We start from the raw sequence: 19,830 nt of genomic DNA on the forward strand, positions 1-19,830 counted from the left end.
CCGACGGTGAGCCAGGCCCTGTCCGGGCGGTCTTCTCGGGCCCGCGACGCCGGTTACGGCACCTCGCCGCGTTGTCGGAGTCGCCCGCCACGCCGCGGGCTCATCCTCGAAGATCGCCCGGCAGGGCCTGATCGGTGGAGCGGCGGGCGGGGGAGGCCAGGCGAATGTCCGCCCCGGACATGACCTGCCGGTGGGTCTTCTGGGGGCCGTGCCAGTCCAGGCACATCACGGTGGCGTCGTCTTCCAGCTGGCCGTGGGTGGCGTCCAGGACCGCGGTGGTCAGCGTCAGCACGGTCTCCCGCGGATGCAGGTGCCGGGTGCTCTTCAGCAGGGCGGGCAGATCCGCCTTCTGCGCGTCGCGTTCGAGCATGCCGTCGGTGAGCATGATCAGACGGTCGCCGGGGCGCAGGTCGATGTCCTGGGAGTGGTAGGGGTGGGTTGCGGTCAGAGGCAGTCCGAAGGGGTGATTCACGTCGCAGACGATCTCTTCCACGGTCTCCTCGCGGACGCGCAGCGGCCAGGGGTGGCCGGCGTTGACGAGTTCTGCCCGCCCGGTGTGGAGGCAGATGCGCAGCAGTTGCCCGGTGGCATGCCCGTGGTCGTGGTCGGTCAGGGCCTCGTCGGCGTGCCGGGCCTGGCCGGCCAGGTCGGCTCCGGCACGGCGGGCGCCACGCAGGGCGCCCATGAGGATGGTGGCGGTCAGTGCGGCGTTGGTGTCGTGGCCCATGGGGTCGGTGACCGACAGGTGCAGGGTGTCGCGGTCCAGGGCGTAGTCGAAGGTGTCCCCGCTGATCTTTTCCGAGGGTTCCAGATTCCCGGACAGGGCGAACTGGGCGGCCTCACACGACAGCGAGGAGGGCAGCAGCTGGTATTGGATCTCCGCCGCCAAGGTGGGGGGCCTGGTGCGTTTGCCCCAGGTGTAAAGATCGGTGAAGCGCTGGTTGGCGATCACGATGTAGGCCAGGATGTGGGCGGCTTCTCCGACCGCGTCGAGGATGTCGTCGGCGGGCTCGGTCGGCAGCAGCACCTCCAGCAGACCGATCGCATCCCCACGGTTGGTGACCGGGGCGATCACTCGCGGCCCCTGGCCGGTCGCCTCCTGGTACGGGCGCTGGGTGCGCATAACCCGCTCGTAGACGCTGCCGAGCAGGTCGATCCGCTCCACTCCCCGTCCGGCTTTCTCGGCGGCCGCGACGGACAGGCGCGCTACCGCCCTCCTGGTCAGATCCAGGATGAGGAAGGAGACCTGCGTGGCGTTGAAGCGCCGCCGAAGATGCTCGGCGACCACGTCGACGGCATCCACTGGTGCGGCCGCCTCCGCCGCTGTCAGCAGCCGGGGAAGTTGAAGTTCACTGTGCCCACTCACAAGCCGGCTCCATTCGTCACCGCCCCCGCCACCAGGCTAGACCCGACGGCAGGAAGGACGGGGAATCCATGCGGGCACGGTGACCAGCCCCGGGGCGGCGCCGGCCGCCCCGGGCGCCCGGGGTCAGGTACCGCCCGGCGGGGTCAGTCCGCGTCAGGGCCCGGCGTGGGCTCGTCGCGCCAGCGGGGGTCGCGCTCCCACTCCGCGTTGCGCTCCTCGGCCAGCTCGACCGCGTGCGCGGCCTCGGTGCGGCTCGGGTACGGGCCCAGGCGGTCGGCCGCCCGGCATTCGGGGCCCTCTTCGACCTTCTGGTGCTTGATGCAGTAGTACCACTCGCCCGGCTTCCCCGCGGCTCGCTTCCCGAACAGCGCCATCGCGCCCTCCCGCCCTTTTCCCTCCGGTTTTCCGCCATGCTGCCCGATGCGCCGCCGATACACTCGCTGACATGTCTGGCCAGTCGCTTCTTGTCCCGGGAAAGCTCTCCCCGACCCGCTCCGTCCCCGCCTCGATCCCGCGCCCCGAGTACGTCGGCAAGGAGGGCCCGTCCCCGTACACGGGGTCCGAGGTCCAGGACGCCGAAACGATCGAGCGGATGCGGATCGCGGGCCGGATCGCCGCGCAGGCGATGGCGGAGGCCGCGAGCCGGATCGCGCCGGGGGTCACCACGGACGAGCTGGACCGGGTGGCCCATGAGTTCCTGTGCGACCACGGCGCGTACCCCTCGACGCTGGGCTACCGGGGCTTCCCCAAGTCGCTGTGCGCCTCGGTGAACGAGGTCATCTGCCACGGCATCCCGGACTCCACCGTGCTGCGCGACGGTGACATCGTGAACCTGGACGTGACCGCCTACCTCGGCGGCGTGCACGGCGACACCAACGCCACCTATCTGTGCGGCGCGGTGGACGACGAGTCGCGGCTGCTGGTGGAGCGCACCCGGGAGTCCCTCAACCGCGCGATCAAGGCGGTCAAGCCGGGCCGCCGGATCAACATCATCGGCCGGGTCATCGAGTCGTACGCCAAGCGCTTCGGCTACGGCGTGGTCCGCGACTTCACGGGCCACGGCATCAACTCGTCCTTCCACTCCGGCCTGATCGTCCCGCACTACGACAGCCCGCACCACACCACCGAGATCAAGCCGGGGATGACCTTCACCATCGAGCCGATGCTGACCCTGGGCACCTACGAGTACGACATGTGGGACGACGGCTGGACGGTGGTCACGAAGGACCGGAAGCGGACGGCACAGTTCGAACACACGCTCGTGGTGACCGAGACCGGCGCCGAAATTCTGACCCTGCCGTAGGTTTATTACCTAATTTTTGCTCTTTTCTTACGGGTTCTTGGGGCTCGGCTGGAGCTGGGTAGGCAAGCCTCAGTTAAGTTAGGGCGGCCTATCCGGCCCCTGTCTCGACATGTCCGCATGGTCGACCCCGATTGCCTGGAGCCCGTATATGAGAGCCGCCCGCTCTTCCGCCGTCACCGCCATCGCGGCGGTCGCCTCGCTCGCCGCCGTGTCCGGCTGCGCCGAGAAGTCCGACGCGAAGGGCTCCGACGCGATACGGATCACGGCGTCCGACGACGCGTGCGAGGTCTCCAGGACCACCTTCCCGGCCGGGCACGTGAAGCTCGCGGTGGAGAACAAGGGCTCCAAGGTCACCGAGGTCTACGTCTACGCGCCCGGCGACCGCATCGTCACCGAGCGGGAGAACATCGGCTCCGGCCTCAAGGCGAACATCACCGCCGAGATCAAGGCCGGGACGTACGAGATCGCCTGCAAGCCCGGCATGAAGGGCCACGGCATCCGGCAGAAGATCACCGTGACCGGCGGCAAGACCGCCAAGCGGAACCCGAAGCTCGACAAGGCGGTGGCCGACTACCGCGCCTATGTCCAGGCGCAGGCCGACGAGACGCTGCCGAAGGTCCAGGAGTTCGTCGACGCGATCAAGAAGGGCGATCTGGAGGCCGCCAAGAAGGCGTACGCCCCCTCGCGCGTCGGCTGGGAGCGCACCGAGCCGGTCGCCGAGTCCTTCGGCGACATCGACCCGAAGGTCGACCTCCGCGAGGACGGCCTGGCCAAGGGCCAGAAGTGGACCGGCTGGCACCGGCTCGAGAAGTCCCTGTGGAAGGCGAAGAAGATCACCGCCGAGGACAAGAAGCTCGCGGACCAGCTGGTCAAGGACCTCAAGGACTGGCAGAAGCGGGTCGGCACCGCGGACATCACCCCCACCGGCATGGCCAACGGCGCCAAGGAGCTGCTCGACGAGGTGCAGACCGGCAAGGTCACCGGCGAGGAGGAGCGCTACAGCCACACCGACCTGGTCGACTTCGAGGGCAACGTCGACGGCGCCGAGAAGTCCTACCAGCTGCTCGAGCCGGTGGCCGCGCAGAACGACCCGGCCCTGACCAAGGACCTCGACAAGCGGTTCGCGGCGGTGAAGAAGCTGCTCGACACCTACCGCGAGGGCGACGGGTTCGTGTCGTACGACACCGTGGGCCAGGCCAAGCGCAAGGAGCTGTCGGACGCGGTCAACGCCCTGGCCGAGCCGCTGTCCAAGCTCGCCGCGGCCGTCGCGAAGTAAGGGCGCGCCGATCATGACCGACCACACCACCGACCGCACCACGGACCACGAGCCGGCCGCCGCCGACGGGCAGACCACCACCGGCGGACAGGCCCCGGCCGACGGGCAGGCCGCGGACCACGAGCCGGCCGCGGCCGGGGCGCCCGCGGCCGCGCGCCGCGCCGCCCCCTCCCGCCGCGCCCTGCTCGGCTGGGGCGCCGCCGGGCTCGCGCTCAGCTCCGCCGCGGCCGGGGTCACCGCGACCCGGCTCACCGGCTCCGACGAGGAGAGCGGGGCGGCGGCGGCCGACAGCGGGGCCGCGGTGCCCTTCTACGGGGCCCACCAGGCCGGGATCGCCACCGCCGTACAGGACCGGCTGCACTTCGCGGCCTTCGACGTCACCACCGACGACCGCGACGAGCTGATCGCGCTCCTGAAGGAGTGGACGAAGGCCGCCGCCCGGATGACGCAGGGCAAGGCGGTCGGCGGCGGGGCGGTCGGCGGGCTCGCCGAGGCCCCGCCGGACGACACCGGCGAGGCGCTCGGCCTCAAGCCGTCCCGGCTCACCCTCACCTTCGGCGTCGGGCCGACCCTGTTCAAGGACAAGAAGGGCAAGGACCGCTTCGGCCTCGCCTCCCGCCGCCCCGAGGCCCTGATCGACCTCCCCCCGTTCCCCGGCGACAACCTGGACCCGGCGCGCAGCGACGGCGACCTGTGCGTCCAGGCGTGCGCGGACGACCCGCAGGTGGCGGTGCACGCCATCCGCAACCTGGCCCGGATCGGCATGGGCAAGGTCGCGATCCGCTGGTCGCAGCTCGGCTTCGGCAAGACGTCCTCGACGACCCCGGACGCGCAGACCCCGCGCAACATGATGGGCTTCAAGGACGGCACCCGGAACATCGCGGGCACCGACTCCGCCGCCCTGGACAAGCATGTGTGGGTGGGCGCCAGGACCGGCCCCGCCTGGCTGGTCGGCGGCTCGTACCTGGTCGCCCGCCGCATCCGGATGCACATCGAGACCTGGGACCGCGCCTCCCTCAAGGAGCAGGAGGACGTCTTCGGGCGCACCAAGGGCGAGGGCGCGCCCCTCGGCAAGCGGCGCGAGCACGACGAGCCGAACCTGAAGGCCCTGCCGCCCACCGCGCACGTACGCCTCGCCCACCCGGACTCCAACGGCGGGGTGCGGATCCTGCGCCGCGGCTACTCCTTCACCGACGGCACGGACGGCCTGGGGCGGCTGGACGCGGGGCTGTTCTTCCTCGCCTACCAGCGGGACGTACGGCAGGGGTTCGTGCCCGTGCAGCAGAGCCTGGCGCGCGGCGACGCCCTCAACGAGTACATCCAGCACGTGGGTTCGGCGCTGTTCGCCGTCCCGCCGGGCGTCCGCGACGCGGACGACTGGTGGGGGCGGGCGCTGTTCTCCTGAGCGACCCAAGGGCCCGCGGGACCCGCGGGCCCGAGGACCGAAGAGAAAGGCCAACCTCGTGTTCGGCAACTACCTGATCGGACTGCGCGAAGGGCTGGAGGCCAGCCTGGTCGTCTGCATCCTGGTCGCCTACCTGGTCAAGACCGACCGCCGCGCGGCGCTGCGGCCGGTCTGGCTGGGCGTCGGCGTCGCGGTCGCGCTGAGCCTGTCCTTCGGGGCGGCGCTGCAGTTCGGCTCGCAGGAGCTGACCTTCAAGGCGCAGGAGGCGCTGGGCGGTTCGCTGTCGATCCTCTCGGTGGGCCTGGTGACCTGGATGGTGTTCTGGATGCGGCGCACCGCCCGGCACCTGAAGGCGGAGCTGCAGGGCAAGCTGGACGCGGCGATCGCGATGGGCACCGGCGCGCTCGTGGTGACCGCCTTCATGGCGGTGGGCCGCGAGGGCCTGGAGACGGCCCTGTTCGTGTGGACGGCCGTGCAGGCGAGCAGCGACGGCACGCCGCGGCCGCTGATCGGGGTGGCGCTGGGGCTGCTCACCGCGGTGCTGCTCGGCTGGCTGTTCTACCGCGGCGCGCTGAAGATCAACCTGTCGAAGTTCTTCACCTGGACCGGCGGCATGCTGGTCGTGGTGGCGGCGGGCGTGCTCGCGTACGGCTTCCACGACCTCCAGGAGGCGGAGTTCCTCCCCGGCCTGCACAACCAGGCCTTCGACATCAGCGGGGCCGTCCCGCCGGACTCCTGGTACGGCACCCTGCTCAAGGGCGTCTTCAACTTCCAGCCGGACCCGACCGTGGTCCAGGTGGTGGTGTGGCTGCTGTATCTGGTCCCCACGCTCGCCTTCTTCCTGCTCCCCGGTAGGGTTGCGCCGTCCCGAGCAGTCCCGAAGGAGCCCAAGCCCCATGACTCGCAGGTCACAGCGTCGGCAGTGCGCAGTTCCGGCAGCCGCGGCGGCGGCAGCGGTGGCGCTGGCGATGACGCTGACAGGCTGCATGACGGTGCACGGCGAGCGGGAGAACATCCCGTCCGTCGCGAAGGATGAGGCGCCCAAGGCCCTCAAGCGGTTCACGGACACCTACAACAAGGCCTACCGCGAGCTCGATCCGTCGCTGGTGGGCCAGGTCGAGACCGGCCCGCTGCAGGACATCAGCACGGCCGACCTGAAGGCGCAGCACGCCCAGACCCCGGGCGGGAACCCCAACGCCTCGCCGCTGAAGCTCGGCGACGCGCGCTACATCATCCCCAAGCAGGTCGGCTGGCCGAAGTTCTTCGTGGCGGACACCGAGAGCAACCGCGACGACAACCGCTGGCTGCTGGTGTTCACCCGGGGCGGCGCTGACGAGCCGTGGAAGGCCGCGTATCTGTCGATCCTCAGCCGGGACGAGGTGCCGGACTTCCAGATCGACAAGGACGGCTGGGCCAAGCCGGTGCCCGCCGACGGCGGAACGCCGAAGCTGACGGCCGGGCCAGAGAAGCTCAGCGGCGCGTACACCGACTACCTGATGACCGGCAAGGGCGAGGTCTTCGCGGACGGGGGGTCCACCTCGGGGCTGCGGACCACGCGGAAGAAGTACCTGCGCACCCCGAAGTTCTGGACCGAATACATCGACACCGCCGCCCAGGGCGCCCGCTACGCCCCGGTGGGGCTGCGCCTGAACGACGGCGGGGCGCTGGTCTTCTTCGCCTCCCACCACCGGCAGAAGCAGACCATGGCCAAGGGTTACCGGCCCAACCCCACCCCGCAGATCAAGGCGCTGATGACTGGCGAGGCGAAGAAGTCGGTGACCTTGACGCGGATCTCGGAGGCGGCGGTACGGGTCCCGGCGCGGGACGCGGCGGACCCGAAGGTGGTGTTCCTCAACCGGCTGGAGGGCGTGACGGCGGCGAAGGGCGAGTAGGCCGGCCCTTCCGGTCCTCCCCGGCTCACGGCCTGCCGAGGGGCTCAGGAGCTCACTGGCTCACGGCCTGCCCAGCGGCCCACGGCCTCCCCGGCTCACCGTCCTATCGGCCAGGCGTGCGACTCGTGTTCGTGCCCCTCGTCCGCGAACCGCGCGCACGCGTCGGTCAGCGACTCCAGCAGCGACAGCGGGTCCGGCAGCGGACGCTCCGGTCCGAGCAGCCAGGCCACCCGCCCGTCGCCCGGCAGCCGCGCGGGCGGCAGCAGGACATAGCTGCCCCGGCAGTGCCAGCGCAGCCCGGGGTGCTCGTCCATCGTCTCGGGGTGGCAGTCCAGCTCGCACGGCCACCACTCGTCCTCGTCCTCGGGCGTGCCGCGGGTGGCGGTGAAGAACAGCATGCGGTCCTGGTGGAGGTCGGCGCTGCTGGTGGCGACGGGGCCGACCTCGACGCCGGCCTCGCCGAGCCGCTCCAGGGCCAGCCGGCCGGCGGCCACGGGCACGTCCAGGACGTCATGGGCGATGCCGGTGGCGGTGATGAAGTTCGCCTCCGGGTCGGCGCGCAGCCACCGGGCGACCTTCTCCGGGTCGGTGGTCGCCTGCGTCTGCCAGGCGAAGGAGACCGGGTGCCGCCCCGGAGTGGGACAGCCGATCCGGTCACAGGAACAGCCGTAGCCGGACGGGTGGGCCGCCGGGGCCAGCGGGAACCCGGCCGCCGCGGCGGCCATGAGCAGATCCTCTCGGGCACCCGCGCCCGCCCCCGTGTCCGTGTCGCCGCCCGCCCCGCCCCGCGGTCGGCGCAACCACTGGGAGAACCTGCCCTTGCGTTCCATCTACCGCCTCGCTTCCCCGCCGGTGCCGCCGGTACCCCGTCAATGCTGCCACCATCCTGCTCCGGAGGTGGCCGGTGTCCGCATCCGGGGTGGCCGGGAACCCACCTCTGGGTGCGGATATCAGGCATAACAGAGCGGGCGCCCCTAGCGTTCCCTTTATGGTCACGAGGTCTCTACTGGCGGGTATGGCGGTCCTCACCCTGTCCGTGCCGGCCGCTGCCCCGGCCCTGCCGCCCGCGCGGCGGGGCGGGCCCCCGACCGCCGATTCGCTCCCGGGGATCACCTACGCGGCGCACCGCGGCGGCGCCCTGGAGGTGCCCGAGAACAGCATGTCCGGGCTGACCACCGCCTTCGAGCGCGGCGTGGCCCCGGTCCTGGACTTCGACACCAGGATGCTGCGGGACGGCACGCTCGTGGTGATGCACGACGCGACGCTGGACCGTACGACGTACTCGACCGGCCCCGTGAGGTCGCTCACCGCGGCCCAGTGGCGGTCCGTACGGCTGCGGCCCCGGGCCGGGCTGCCCGGGCTGTGGCTGCCCGAGCGGCCGCCGACCGTCGGGGAGGTGCTGGACCGCTTCGGCGGCCGCAGGGTGCTGATGGCGGAGGCCAAGGACCCCGACAGCCTGCCCCGCCTGGCCGCGATGATCCACGAGCGCGGTCTGACCCGGTCCGTCTTCGTCAACACCAACCACGTCCGGCTGGCCCGGCAGGCGCACCGGATGGGGCTGCTGACGCAGCTGTGGCGCTCGGCGCGGCAGCTCCGGGAGGACCGGCCCCGCGCGTGGCGGGGGTTCGTGGACCTGCTGGACGTGGACTACCAGGCGCGGGGGTCCGATCTGCGGCGGGCCGTGACCTCCGGCATCCGCCGGGTGTGGGCCCATACGGTGAACACCCCGGGGGCGCGGGACCGGGTGCTGCGGCTGGGGTGCGGGGGCGTCATCACGGACGCGCCGACGCTGCTGACCTCGACGGCGCGCTGACCAGCGCCATGACCACCGCGCTGACCACCGCGCTGGTCATGGCGCTGGTCACTGCTGGAGGATCCCGCGCAGGGCGGTCTCGACCACCGCGTCCGCGTACTCATGGGTGAGCGGGAGGGTGCGCAGCAGCCAGCGGTGGGTCAGCGGGCCGCACACCAGCTCGACGGCGACCCTCGGGTCGATGTCGCGCGCGACCTGCCCGGCGTCCTGGGCGGCCCGCAGCCGCTCGGCGAACAGCCGCAGCGGCGGCTCCAGGACCTGGGCGACGAAGTGGGCGCCGAGTTCGGGGTTCACCAGGCCCTCCGCGGTCAGCGCCCGGGCCGGCAGGTCGTACGCGGGCGCGTTCATCTGGTCCACGGCCGCCCGCAGCACGAGCTTGAGGTCCGCCTCCAGATCGCCGGTGTCGGGCAGCGCGGCCCCGGCGCGCTCGGCGCCCTCGGATGCCTCGGCGCCCTCGGGGGTCGCCCCCGGGTCGGTGAAGGCGTCGAGCAGCACCGCGGCCTTGGAGGGCCACCAGCGGTAGATCGTCTGCTTGCCGACCCCGGCGCGGGCCGCGATGGCCTCGACGGTGAGCCGGGGATAGCCGAGTTCGCCGAGCAGTTCCAGGGCGGCGTCGAGGATCGCCCGGCGGGAGCGTTCGCTGCGGCGGGAGGAGTCGGGCGCTGCTTTGTCGGCCATGGCGCACAACCTACCGACCACCGAAACCATCCATACGGCTCATGCCGCGGGCGGGCTCCCGGGCGCACCATGTGACCAGGACCACGTACGACGATCCGTACGGGCCTGCATCCCCGTGAGGAGCCATCCTTGTCCTTGCGTACCCCTGAGCGCCGCGCCACCGCGCGCCGCTATCTCATGTGTCCGCCGACCCACTTCAAGGTCACCTACTCCATCAACCCCTGGATGGACCCGGCCAAGCCCGTGGACATCCCGCTCGCCGTCGCCCAGTGGGAGGATCTGCGCGACCGCTACCGCTCCCTCGGCCACACCGTCGAGGAGCTCCGGCCCCGCCCCGACCTCCCCGACATGGTGTACGCGGCGAACGGCGCGACCGTCGTCGACGGCCGCGTCCTGGGCGCCCGCTTCGCCCATCCCGAGCGCACCGCGGAGGCGGCGATCCACCTGGAGTGGTTCCGCGCCCACGGCTACGCGGAGGTGCGGGAGCCCCAGCACGTCAACGAGGGCGAGGGCGACTTCGCCGTCACCGCCTCCTGGCTCCTGGCCGGCCGCGGCTTCCGCAGCAGCCCGCTCTCGCACCCCGAGGCCCAGGAGTTCTTCGGCCGCCCGGTGATCGGCCTGGACCTCGTCGACCCGCGCTACTACCACCTCGACACGGCGCTGTGCGTGCTCGACGACACGACGGACACGGAGATCATGTACTACCCCGGCGCCTTCTCACCGGGCAGCCGGGCCGTCCTCGGCCGGCTCTTCCCCGACGCGATCATCGCCACGGAGGCGGACGCCTCGGCCCTCGGGCTCAACGCGGTCAGCGACGGCCGCCATGTCGTCCTCCCCCAAGCGGCCGCCGGGCTCTTCGGCCCGCTGCGCGAGCGGGGCTACGAGCCGATCCCGATGGACCTGAGCGAACTCCTCAAGGGCGGCGGCAGCGTCAAGTGCTGCACGCAGGAGCTGAGGGCCCCGGCCGGCTAGGGCGGGGGCGGCCCCGGTGCGCTGGGACCGGGGCCGCCCGGTGCGGCCGGGCCGGGGAAGCGGTGCGCCGCTCCCCCGGCCCGGCCGCCACGGGACCGGCTCCCGACACGCCGCCGGTAGAATCTGCCGGATGCACGCCCCCGCTCCCGAAGCCGCCCGTACCGGCGAGGCGCTGCGCGTCGCGCTCGCCGGATTGCTCGATGGGCTGTCGCCCCGGCAGGCCGCTCAGGCCACGGGGCGGCTGATCGAGAACTACCGGGGGCGCACCCCGACCGACGCGCCCGTGTTGCGCGACCGCTCCGACGTCGTCGCGTACGCCGCGTACCGGATGCCCGCGACCTTCGAGGCCGTGCGCTCCGCGCTGGCCGCCTTCCGCGCGGCGGCGCCGGAGTGGAGGCCGGGCTCCCATGTGGACATCGGCGGCGGGACCGGCGCGGCCACGTGGGCGGTCGCCGCGGCCTGGCCGGACGGCGGGCCCGCCACCACCGTGCTGGACTGGGCCGAGCCCGCGCTCGCGCTCGGGCGGGAGCTGGCCGGCGGGGCGGACGTGGAGGCGCTGCGCGCGGCGCGCTGGCAGCGGCAGGCCATCGGCGACGGCCTGGCCCTCCCGGACTCGACCGACCTGGTCACCGTCTCGTACGTGCTGGGCGAGCTGACCGCCGGCGACCGCCGCGCCGTCGTGGACGAGGCGGCACGGGCCGCCCAGGCCGTGGTGCTGGTCGAGCCCGGCACCCCGGAGGGCTATCTGCGCGTCCGCGAGGCGCGGGAGCGGCTGCTGGCGGCGGGGCTGTGCGTGGTGGCCCCCTGCCCGCACAGCGCGGCGTGCCCGATCGAGCCGGGCGCGGACTGGTGCCACTTCTCGGCCCGGGTCGCCCGGTCGTCGCTGCACCGGCAGGTGAAGGGCGGCTCGCTGCCGTACGAGGACGAGAAGTTCGCGTACGTCGCGGCGGCCCGCTTCCCCGCCGCGCCCGCCGACGCCCGGGTGGTGCGCCGACCGCAGCTCCGCAAGGGCCAGGTGCTGCTCGACCTGTGCGCCCCGGACGGGCTGCGCCGCGAGACCGTCACCAAGCGCCAGGGCCCCCACTACCGCGCGGCCCGCGACGCGGACTGGGGCGACGCCTGGCCGGCCCCGGACGGCGACTGACGGCGACTGATCACCTCACCTGTCCCAGCGCCCGCGCCAGCGCCGTCCCCGCCGCCGCGCGCGGGGCGCTGTCGGCCGGGCGGCGGCGCGGGTGGACGGTGTTGGCCAGCAGCACCAGGAACGAGGACGTGGCCCGGTCGATCACCAGGCTGGTGCCGGTGAAGCCGGTGTGGCCCGCCGCGCCCCGGCCCGCCAGCTCGCCCATGAACCAGGGCTGGTCGACCTCGAACCCCAGCCCGGGCGCGGTCAGCATCAGGTCGACGGACTCCGGCCGCAGCACGGGCGGGCCCCCGCCCAGCAGGGCGCGGCACAGCAGCGTCAGGTCGGCGGCCGTCGAGAAGAGCCCCGCGTGGCCGGCGACGCCGCCCAGGGCGTGGGCGTTCTCGTCGTGGACGACGCCCCGCAGCATGCCGCGGTCGAGCTTCGCCCAGGGGCGCCGCTGGTCCTCGGTGGCGGCGATGCGGGGCAGCCATGCGCGGGGCGGGCGGAAGCGGGTGGCGGCCATGCCGAGAGGGTCGGTGATGTCGTCGCGTACGAGCCGGTCCAGGGGGCGGCCCGCGGCCCGCTCGACGACCCGCTGGAGCAGCAGGAAGTTGAGGTCGGAGTAGCGGCGGGCGGTGCCGGGGGCGGTGGTCGGGGGTTCGGCGCGCAGCCTCGCCAGCCGCTGTTCGTGTCCGTCGTACTCGTACAGCGGGAGTTCGGGCAGCAGCCCGGAGGTGTGGGTGAGCAGCTGCCGCACGGTGATCCCGTGCTCGGCGGCGGCCGTGAACTCGGGGGCGTACGCGGCGACCCGGCCGTCCAGGTCGATCTCGCCGCGCTCGGCGCACCGCATCGCGACGATCGTCGTGAACAGCTTGGTGAGCGAGGCGAGATCGAAGACGGTGTCCCGGCCGGCGGCGTTCGGGAAGGCGGTGTTCGGGAAGGCGGTGTCCCGGCCGGCAGTATCCGCATCCGCGTCCCGCCCGGCGCGCATCGGCACCCACCGCTCGCGCGGCAGCTCCACCCCCCGGTCCGTGGCCGCGTCGTACGCCGCGTAGCGCACCGCCCAGCCGAAGGCCGCCTCGACGAGGACGTCCTGCCCCCGCCCGGCGGCCACGACCGCCCCGGCGCACCAGGGGCGCTCCCCCTCGGGGAGCGCCGCCACGCCTCGTATCAGCCGGTTCAGCCGGTCTTGCTGTGCTGCTGCCACGGGCGGCAGAGTCCCACGAAGCAGCCCACGGCCGCGAGCGCACACACCAGCTGGACCACGGTCATGGGCACCGCCGTGTGCTCGCCCGCGATGCCGACCAGGGGCGAGGCGACCGCGCCGACGAGGAAGGAGGAGGTGCCCAGCAGTGCGGACGCGGACCCGGCGGCGTGCTTGGTGCGCATCAGCGCCTGGGTGTTGGTGTTGGGCATGGCCAGGCCCATCGCGGACATCAGCACGAACAGCCCGGCGGCCATGGGGACGAGGCCGGTGTCGCCGAAGACCCCGGCGGCCATCAGGCACAGCGCGACGGCCGAGAGGGTGATCGCGGCCAGGCCCACGGCCAGCGCCACGTCCAGGTTGACCCGCCCGGCCAGCACCTTGCCGTTGAGCTGCCCGACGGCGACCAGGCCGATCGAGTTGAGCCCGAAGAGCAGGCTGAAGGTCTGCGGGGAGGCGCCGTAGATCTCCTGGACGACGAAGGCGGAGCCGGAAACGTAGGCGAAGAGTGCGGCGAAGGCGAAGCTGCCCGCGAGCATGTAGCCGGTGAAGACGCGGTCGGCGAGCAGCCCGCGCATGGTGCGCAGCGCCTGGCCGACTCCGCCGCCGTGGCGCCGCTCGGGCGGCAGCGTCTCGTGCAGCCGGCGCCAGACGACGGCGGTCAGCAGCACGCCGACGACGGTCAGCACGACGAAGACGCCGCGCCAGTCGGTGAGGCGGAGGATCTGGCCGCCGATGAGCGGCGCGGCGACGGGCGCGACGCCGGAGATCAGCATGAGGGTGGAGAAGAAGCGGGCCATCTCGGCGCCGTCGTACAGGTCGCGGACGACGGCGCGGGAGATCACGATGCCCGCGGCCCCGGCCAGGCCCTGCAGCAGCCGGAAGGCGATGAGCAGTTCGATGGTGGGCGCGAAGGCGCAGATGGCGGTGGCGACGACGTAGATGACCATGCCGATGAGCAGGGGCCGGCGGCGCCCCCACTTGTCGCTCATGGGGCCGACGACCAGCTGGCCGAGCGCCATACCCGCCAGGCACGCGGTGAGGGTGAGCTGGACGGTGGCGGCGGGGCTGTGCAGCGCGCCGGTGACCTCCGGCAGGGCCGGGAGGTACATGTCCATGGACAGCGGCGGGACGGCGTTGAGGCCGCCCAGGATGAACGTCACCAGCAGACCGGCGCGGCGTGCCCGGCCCTGCGCGGAAGAGGAAGCGGAAACGGAAGCGGACGAGGAAACGGAAGAGGAAGCCGAGGGGGAAGGGACGGCGAGGGGGGTGGCTTCGGGTATCGGACTGTGGTCGGGGGCGGACGGGGGGCCGGACTGCGGCATTCAGCGCTCCGTGAGTCGTTGAGTCTTCTCTATGCTCTCAGCTGTTCGTTGTGGTCATGACCGGTACTGCGACCGGTGCGGAGCGGAATGAGGGTGGGGATGGCGGACAGCGTGCGGTGGGGAGTCCTGGCGACCGGCGGCATCGCGGCGGCGTTCACCGCGGATCTGCTGGAGATGGCGGACGCGGAGGTGGTGGCGGTCGGCTCCCGCCGCCCTGAGTCCGCGAAGCGCTTCGCCGAGCGGTTCGGCATACCGCGCGCCCACGGCAGCTGGGCCGAGCTGGCCGCGGACGACGAGGTGGACGTGGTCTACGTGGCCACCCCGCACTCGGCACACCGCGCCGCGGCCGGGCTGTGTCTGGAGGCCGGGCGTGCGGTGCTGTGCGAGAAGCCGTTCACGCTCAATGTGCGGGAGGCCACCGAGCTGGTCGCTCTCGCCCGGTCCACCCGCCGCTTCCTGATGGAGGCGATGTGGACGTACTGCAATCCGGTCGTCCGGCGGATGACCGAGCTGGTGCGCGACGGCGCGATCGGCGAAGTGCGCGCGGTGCACGCGGACTTCGGCATCCCCGGCCCCTTCGATCCGGCGCACCGGCTGCGCGACCCGGCCCAGGGCGGCGGCGCGCTGCTCGACCTGGGCGTGTATCCGGTGTCCTTCGCCCATCTGCTGCTGGGCGAGCCGGACGAGATCCAGGCGTGGGCGCGGCTGACCCCAGAGGGCGTGGACGAGAACACCGGCGTCCTCCTGGGCTGGGACGGCGGCGCGGTGGCGCTGCTGAGCTGCTCACTCGTCGCGGACACTCCGCAGACCGCGTCGGTGACCGGCTCGTCGGGCCGGATCGAGTTCCCGCGCGGCTTCTTCTACCCGGAGCGCTTCGTACTGCACCGGTCCGGCCGCGACCCGGAGGTGTTCACGGCCCCGGCCACGGAGGCCGCCCGGCACGGCTACCAGCACCAGGCGGCGGAGGTGATGCGCTGTCTGCGAGCGGGTGAGACGGAGTCCCCCCTGGTGCCCCTGGACGGCACCCTGGCGGTGATGCGCACCCTGGACGCGGTGCGCGAGCGGATCGGCGTGCGCTACCCGGACGAGGGCTGACCGGCCATCTGACGCACCGCGACTCACACCGGCTCGGGTTGCGGTTCCGGCCGTGGCGCCGGGGCGGTCGCCGGTTCCCACAGTCTGGTGGTGCGTATGTAGACGTGGATGACGGAGGCCATCGCCAGGAGGAGCAGCGGTCCGGACACCCAGGGATGGGTGGCCATCTGCATCGGCAGATAGCGGTAGGAGACCAGGAGCGCGGCGAAGACGGTGGTGCCGTAGGCGACCATCTGGACTGCCGACCGGTTCCAGCCGCGGTCGAACGAGCGCAGGGCCGCTTCGATGGTGAGGGCGAAGACCACGCCGGCGATGAGGTCCACGCCGTAGTGGTAGCCGAAGCCGAGGGTCGCGGTGAGCGTGGCGATCAGCCAGAAGGTGCCCCCGTAGCGCAGCAGGCGGGGGCCCTTGCGGGAGTGGATGAAGATCGCGACGGCCCAGGCGGTGTGGAGGCTGGGCATGCAGTTGCGCGGGGTGATGCCGTCGTAGGGCATCGGGTGCGGGGGGCTGATGGACGGGAGGGTGTGCGGCCACAGGTTGATCAGGGCCCATTCCGGGCCGCCGGTGCCGGAGGCGCCGGGGCCGTAGGCGAAGACCGGGCCGACCACCGGGAAGATCATGTAGAAGGCGGGTCCGACGAGGCCGATGACCAGGAAGGTGCGCACCAGGTGGTGGCCGGGGAAGCGGCGCTCGGCCGCGACCTTGCGCAGTTGGTAGAGGGCGACGACGACCGCGGCGACCGCGAGCTGGGCGTAGACGACGGCGACGATCTGGGTGGGGATCGGACCGGCGGCGTCGAGAGCGCGGCCGACCAGCCAGGAGGGGTTGCCCAGTGCGTGGTCGGCGGTGGCCACATACGGGTCGAGCACGGTCGGGTGGGCCTTGGAGGTGATGAGAAGCCAGGTGTCGCCGGTCTTGCGGCCGGTCACCAGCAGCAGGCCGAGACCGACGCCCTTGAGCAGCAGGGCGCGCTCATTGCCGGTGCGGCGGGTGAGGGCGATGACGGCGCAGCCCAGCATGACCCACATGGCGCCGTTGCCGAAGAGCCGGTCCTCGGGCACCTCGACGCCGGCCGCCCATCGCACCAGGGCGAGGACGACGTCGATGCCGATCGCGGCGCCGATCGCGATGAAGCGCTGCCGCCAGGTGAGGACCACCATCATCAACGCCAGGCCGCCGTACAGCGGCCCCGGCTTCGGGGGGAGTATCACCTCTTTCGCCTGGGTGGCCATCGGCCCGGGAAGGCCGTAGTGATGCGCGGTGATCTCCAGCGCGATGAGGAACCCGAGGGTCGCCACACCCGCCGTGGCCCACAGGATCGCCCGGGGCTGCCGCCATGCGCCGGACTTCAATATGCGGTTTACGCGGTCTATTCGCGACAACACCCGCGACACTATAGGTATCAATTTTTTGACCGATTTGCTCGATATTGAGTAAAGAGGTCGTTCTTCGTGCCGAATAGCATAGTTTTCTCGTGAAGGACAGTCGATGAGAGTTCTCGTCAATGTCCGATCATGCCATCGGAGCGGTGCGGGTGGTCTGGCCGCCCGACGACAGAGCCGGGCCACCGCGGAGCGCGCGCTCCGCGGTGGCCCGGCTGGGGGGAGGGGTCAGACCTCATGGAGGCCGGGGTTGCCGGCCTCGCTGACGAACGACGCCGCCGTGGTGAGCGGCGCGCCCGGCGTGGTGACCGCGGGGACCGTCTTGTAGTCGGCCCGGGCCTGCTCGCGGTCCAGGGTGACCGTCACATAGCCGCGGCGGCCGTTGTAGAACTTCATGTGCGGGTTGGCCGCCATGTACGTGGCCCAGTTGGCGGGCTTGTCGGCGCCGTCCTTGCCGCTGGTGATGGAGGTGCCGACGAACTCCACGCCGAGGGTGCGGGAGGCGGGGTCGTCGAAGTCCTTCTTGATGTCGAAGGCGTAGTGGACGTGGACGTCGCCGGTGAGGACGACGAAGTTCTCGATCCCGGCGGCCTCGACGCCCGCGAGGACCCGGGCGCGGGAGGCGGGGTAGCCGTCCCAGGAGTCCATGCTGAGCTTGGAGCGGGCGGCGGTGGTGTTCTTCCGCCGGGAGAAGGTGACCTGCTGCGGGATCACGTTCCACAGGGCCCTGGAGCGGTGGAAGCCGTCGAGCAGCCAGCGCTCCTGGGCGGCGCCGGTCAGGGTGCGGGACGGGTCCTCGGACTCGGGCCCGGGGTACTGCCAGCCGTCGCCGTAGGCCTGGTTGGAGCGGTACTGGCGGGTGTCGAGGATGTCGAACTGGGCGAGCCTGCCGTAGTGGAAGCGGCGGTAGAGCCGCATGTCGGGGCCGTCGGGCCGCTGGGGCATGCGCAGCGGCATGTTCTCCCAGTACGCGCGGTAGGCGGCGGCCCGGCGGATCAGGAACTCCTCCGGCGGGTCCCCGTTCTCGTCGACGTCGCCGGCGTAGTTGTTCTCGGTCTCGTGGTCGTCCCAGGTGACGTACCAGGGGAAGGCGGCGTGCGCGGCCTGGAGGTCCTCGTCGGTCTTGTAGAGGGCGTAGCGCAGCCGGTACTGGTCGAGGGTGACGGTCTCGGTGTTGAAGTGGGCGGGGAGGGTGCGGTCGGTGTAGTTGCGGGCGCCGCCCACCGCGTTGACGGCGTACTCGTACTGGTAGTCGCCGACGTGGAAGACGGCGTCCAGGTCCTCGCCCGCGAGGTGGCCGTAGGCGGTGAAGTAGCCGTCGTGGTAAGCCTGGCAGGACACCAGGCCGAAGCGGCCCTCGCGGACGTGGGCGCCGGTGGCGGGGGCGGTGCGGGTGCGCCCGGCGGGGCTGGTGAACCGGCCGGCGCGGAAGCGGTACCAGTAGACGCGGTCGGCGTCGAGGCCCCTGGCGTCGACGTGCACGGTGTAGTTGAACTCGGCGTGCGCGGTGGCCGTGCCCTTGCGGGCCACGCGTCTGAAGCGCTCGTCGTGCGCGATCTCCCAGTCGACGCGTACGACACCCTCGTCGGGCAGCCCGTTGCCCGGCTCGTACGGGCGCGGGGCGAGCCGGGTCCACAGCACCACGGCGTCCGGCAGCGGGTCACCGGAGGCCACGCCGAGGGTGAAGGGGTCCTCGGTGAGGGAGTGCGAGGTCAGCTCGGCGGCGTGGGCACTGGGCAGGTTGGTGGTGAAGGCGAGCGCCGCGGCGGCCCCGGTGACGGTGAGGAAGCGGCGGCGGCCCAGGCGCGCTGCCGCGGCTCGTATGGCCTGCTGGTGCGGGTGGTGTGCCATGTGGCTCTCCCCTGGCTCGTGGCGTGTGGCATGTGGCGGGTGGCGTCTGGCTTCGTGCGTCACAGGCATTGGAAGGGCAGAGGACGGCCGGGCGCTAGCCTGTACACGTCATCAAGATGTCGGAACGGTGAGTTCCACAGCGGGATGGGACCTTTGCGGCGATATGCCCTCGGCAGGCAACAACTTGACGAGACGTAGGTTGCTGGGCCATGCGTACGGATCGTCACCACCCCTACTTAACCAATCACTTGATCAGATAATTGGATCAAGTGGCGATTTCACTCCTTAGGGTCAGCCGGCCGGCTGGCCCGGCCTTCCCGCGAAGCGCCCCCCCGGGTGTTCGCAGACACGTTCGTATGGCATGGTCGTCTCCCACTCGCGCCGCTCACCATGCCGCTCACGACCGAAGAGAGACCGCCGTGCGTTCTCTGCCGCTCACGCTGGTCGCCCGCCTGCTGCCGGTCGCCGTACTCGCCGCCGCGGGCGTGGCCATGACCACCTCCGACGACGCCGGCGCGCGCCCCGGGCCCTCCGCCGCCTCCCCGCACCCCTCCCGGACGGCCCCGGCCTCACCGGCCCCGCCGTCGGGCGGCCAGGGCCGCGGTACGGCCCCGCCGCGCTACCCCCGGCCGCCGGCCGAGCCCTGCGCCACCCTCCCGGCGGGCACCGTCAAGGACCTGGTCCCGGCCGCCGCGACGGCCGGCACCGAGCTGAGGACGAGCGACACCGCCCACCGCTCCGGCTGCTCCTGGCACGCGCTGAGCGGCTTCGACTACCGCTGGCTGGACATCTCGTACGACGTGTCGGCCTCCGCGGCCGCGCGCGCCCGCTCGGCGCTGGGCGGCGGCCCCAGCACCCCCGTGCCCGGCCTCGGCGACCAGGCGACCGTCAGCCTGAATGTCACCACCGACGACGAGCAGCGCATACGCGAGGCCGTCGTGGTCGCGCGCCGGGCCAACGCGGTGGTCACCGTGACCTACAACGGCGGCGACTTCGAGACCCACGAGGCGGCGGGCGCCGACGAGATGCGCCAGGGCGCCGTCGCCGCCGCGAAGAAGGCCCTCGCCGCGCTCGACGGCTGAACGCCGCAAGGAGTAACCGCCTCCGCGCCATAAGGATGAAACCCGGGCGTCCGGCGCCGT

Annotated in this window: 18 protein-coding genes; 10 read left to right on the forward strand and 8 right to left on the reverse strand. The window is 72.4% G+C overall.

Going from position 1 to position 19,830, the window contains the following annotated elements; genetic code table 11:
* Positions 1 to 100 precede the first annotated feature (100 nt).
* A complete protein-coding gene (locus tag ABFY07_RS08325) occupies positions 101 to 1,303 on the reverse strand; it encodes a PP2C family protein-serine/threonine phosphatase (RefSeq protein ID WP_346174027.1) in 1,203 nt (400 codons plus the stop codon).
* A gap of 206 nt (positions 1,304 to 1,509) precedes the next feature.
* The gene (locus ABFY07_RS08330; RefSeq protein WP_346173831.1) at positions 1,510 to 1,740 is read right to left on the reverse strand and encodes a hypothetical protein; all 231 of its coding nucleotides are present in this window, start codon (positions 1,738 to 1,740) and stop codon (positions 1,510 to 1,512) included.
* A gap of 71 nt (positions 1,741 to 1,811) precedes the next feature.
* On the opposite strand from ABFY07_RS08330, the gene map reads away from it, so the two are divergent.
* The 5 genes from map to ABFY07_RS08355 all read left to right on the forward strand — a co-directional run bounded on the left by map (position 1,812) and on the right by ABFY07_RS08355 (position 7,242).
* Positions 1,812 to 2,669 carry a type I methionyl aminopeptidase gene (gene map, locus ABFY07_RS08335; protein WP_346173832.1) on the forward strand — a complete coding sequence of 286 codons (858 nt, stop codon included), beginning with the start codon at positions 1,812 to 1,814 and terminating at the stop codon, positions 2,667 to 2,669.
* Positions 2,670 to 2,817: 148 nt separating this feature from the next.
* On the forward strand, positions 2,818 to 3,945 hold the full coding sequence (gene efeO / locus ABFY07_RS08340) for an iron uptake system protein EfeO (RefSeq protein ID WP_346173833.1): 1,128 nt from the start codon (positions 2,818 to 2,820) through the stop codon (positions 3,943 to 3,945).
* A gap of 13 nt (positions 3,946 to 3,958) precedes the next feature.
* The gene (gene efeB / locus ABFY07_RS08345) at positions 3,959 to 5,350 is read left to right on the forward strand and encodes an iron uptake transporter deferrochelatase/peroxidase subunit (RefSeq protein WP_346173834.1); all 1,392 of its coding nucleotides are present in this window, start codon (positions 3,959 to 3,961) and stop codon (positions 5,348 to 5,350) included.
* A gap of 58 nt (positions 5,351 to 5,408) precedes the next feature.
* Positions 5,409 to 6,386 carry an iron uptake transporter permease EfeU gene (gene efeU, locus ABFY07_RS08350; protein WP_346173835.1) on the forward strand — a complete coding sequence of 326 codons (978 nt, stop codon included), beginning with the start codon at positions 5,409 to 5,411 and terminating at the stop codon, positions 6,384 to 6,386.
* On the forward strand, positions 6,337 to 7,242 hold the full coding sequence (locus ABFY07_RS08355) for an SCO2278 family lipoprotein (RefSeq protein WP_346173836.1): 906 nt from the start codon (positions 6,337 to 6,339) through the stop codon (positions 7,240 to 7,242). Before efeU ends, ABFY07_RS08355 begins: the two co-directional genes overlap by 50 nt.
* 95 nt (positions 7,243 to 7,337) lie before the next feature.
* On the opposite strand, the gene ABFY07_RS08360 is transcribed toward ABFY07_RS08355, so the two are convergent.
* Positions 7,338 to 8,072, reverse strand: a complete 735-nt coding sequence (locus ABFY07_RS08360) for a bifunctional DNA primase/polymerase (RefSeq protein ID WP_346173837.1) — start codon at positions 8,070 to 8,072, stop codon at positions 7,338 to 7,340.
* Between the two features lie 185 nt (positions 8,073 to 8,257).
* Between ABFY07_RS08360 and ABFY07_RS08365 the strand changes: the two genes are divergently transcribed.
* Positions 8,258 to 9,055, forward strand: coding sequence for a glycerophosphodiester phosphodiesterase (locus tag ABFY07_RS08365; protein WP_346173838.1), 798 nt, complete (start codon positions 8,258 to 8,260; stop codon positions 9,053 to 9,055).
* A 48-nt stretch (positions 9,056 to 9,103) separates the two neighbouring features.
* Here ABFY07_RS08365 and ABFY07_RS08370 read toward each other — a convergent pair whose 3' ends face one another.
* Entirely contained in the window at positions 9,104 to 9,733 is a 630-nt protein-coding gene (locus ABFY07_RS08370; protein ID WP_346173839.1) for a TetR/AcrR family transcriptional regulator, read from the reverse strand.
* Between the two features lie 177 nt (positions 9,734 to 9,910).
* On the opposite strand from ABFY07_RS08370, the gene ddaH reads away from it, so the two are divergent.
* Together ddaH and ABFY07_RS08380 are read left to right on the forward strand one after the other, a co-directional pair.
* Entirely contained in the window at positions 9,911 to 10,705 is a 795-nt protein-coding gene (gene ddaH, locus ABFY07_RS08375) for a dimethylargininase (protein WP_346174028.1), read from the forward strand.
* Between the two features lie 130 nt (positions 10,706 to 10,835).
* Positions 10,836 to 11,849: a small ribosomal subunit Rsm22 family protein gene (locus ABFY07_RS08380; protein ID WP_346173840.1), complete on the forward strand. Its 1,014-nt coding sequence runs from the start codon at positions 10,836 to 10,838 to the stop codon at positions 11,847 to 11,849.
* Between the two features lie 10 nt (positions 11,850 to 11,859).
* Here the strand turns inward: ABFY07_RS08380 and ABFY07_RS08385 are convergent, their stop codons facing one another.
* Both ABFY07_RS08385 and ABFY07_RS08390 read right to left on the reverse strand, forming a co-directional pair.
* Positions 11,860 to 13,047 (reverse strand): serine hydrolase domain-containing protein, encoded by a 1,188-nt coding sequence (locus ABFY07_RS08385; protein ID WP_428836891.1) that lies wholly within the window; start codon positions 13,045 to 13,047, stop codon positions 11,860 to 11,862.
* Positions 13,011 to 14,360, reverse strand: coding sequence for a multidrug effflux MFS transporter (locus ABFY07_RS08390; protein ID WP_346173842.1), 1,350 nt, complete (start codon positions 14,358 to 14,360; stop codon positions 13,011 to 13,013). Before ABFY07_RS08390 ends, ABFY07_RS08385 begins: the two co-directional genes overlap by 37 nt.
* Positions 14,361 to 14,459: 99 nt before the next feature.
* Here ABFY07_RS08390 and ABFY07_RS08395 point away from each other — a divergent pair, with 99 nt between their 5' ends.
* Positions 14,460 to 15,455, forward strand: coding sequence for a Gfo/Idh/MocA family protein (locus ABFY07_RS08395; RefSeq protein ID WP_346173843.1), 996 nt, complete (start codon positions 14,460 to 14,462; stop codon positions 15,453 to 15,455).
* Between the two features lie 23 nt (positions 15,456 to 15,478).
* On the opposite strand, the gene ABFY07_RS08400 is transcribed toward ABFY07_RS08395, so the two are convergent.
* A complete protein-coding gene (locus ABFY07_RS08400) occupies positions 15,479 to 16,810 on the reverse strand; it encodes a phosphatase PAP2 family protein (RefSeq protein ID WP_428836892.1) in 1,332 nt (443 codons plus the stop codon).
* Positions 16,811 to 17,065: 255 nt separating this feature from the next.
* Entirely contained in the window at positions 17,066 to 18,688 is a 1,623-nt protein-coding gene (locus ABFY07_RS08405; RefSeq protein ID WP_346173844.1) for an alkaline phosphatase D family protein, read from the reverse strand.
* Between the two features lie 419 nt (positions 18,689 to 19,107).
* Here ABFY07_RS08405 and ABFY07_RS08410 point away from each other — a divergent pair, with 419 nt between their 5' ends.
* Positions 19,108 to 19,770, forward strand: a complete 663-nt coding sequence (locus ABFY07_RS08410; RefSeq protein WP_346173845.1) for a hypothetical protein — start codon at positions 19,108 to 19,110, stop codon at positions 19,768 to 19,770.
* Positions 19,771 to 19,830 lie beyond the last annotated feature (60 nt).

Source organism: Streptomyces sparsogenes subsp. cuspidosporus, from assembly GCF_039532705.1.
Classification (GTDB): Bacteria; Actinomycetota; Actinomycetes; order Streptomycetales; family Streptomycetaceae; genus Streptomyces; species Streptomyces sparsogenes.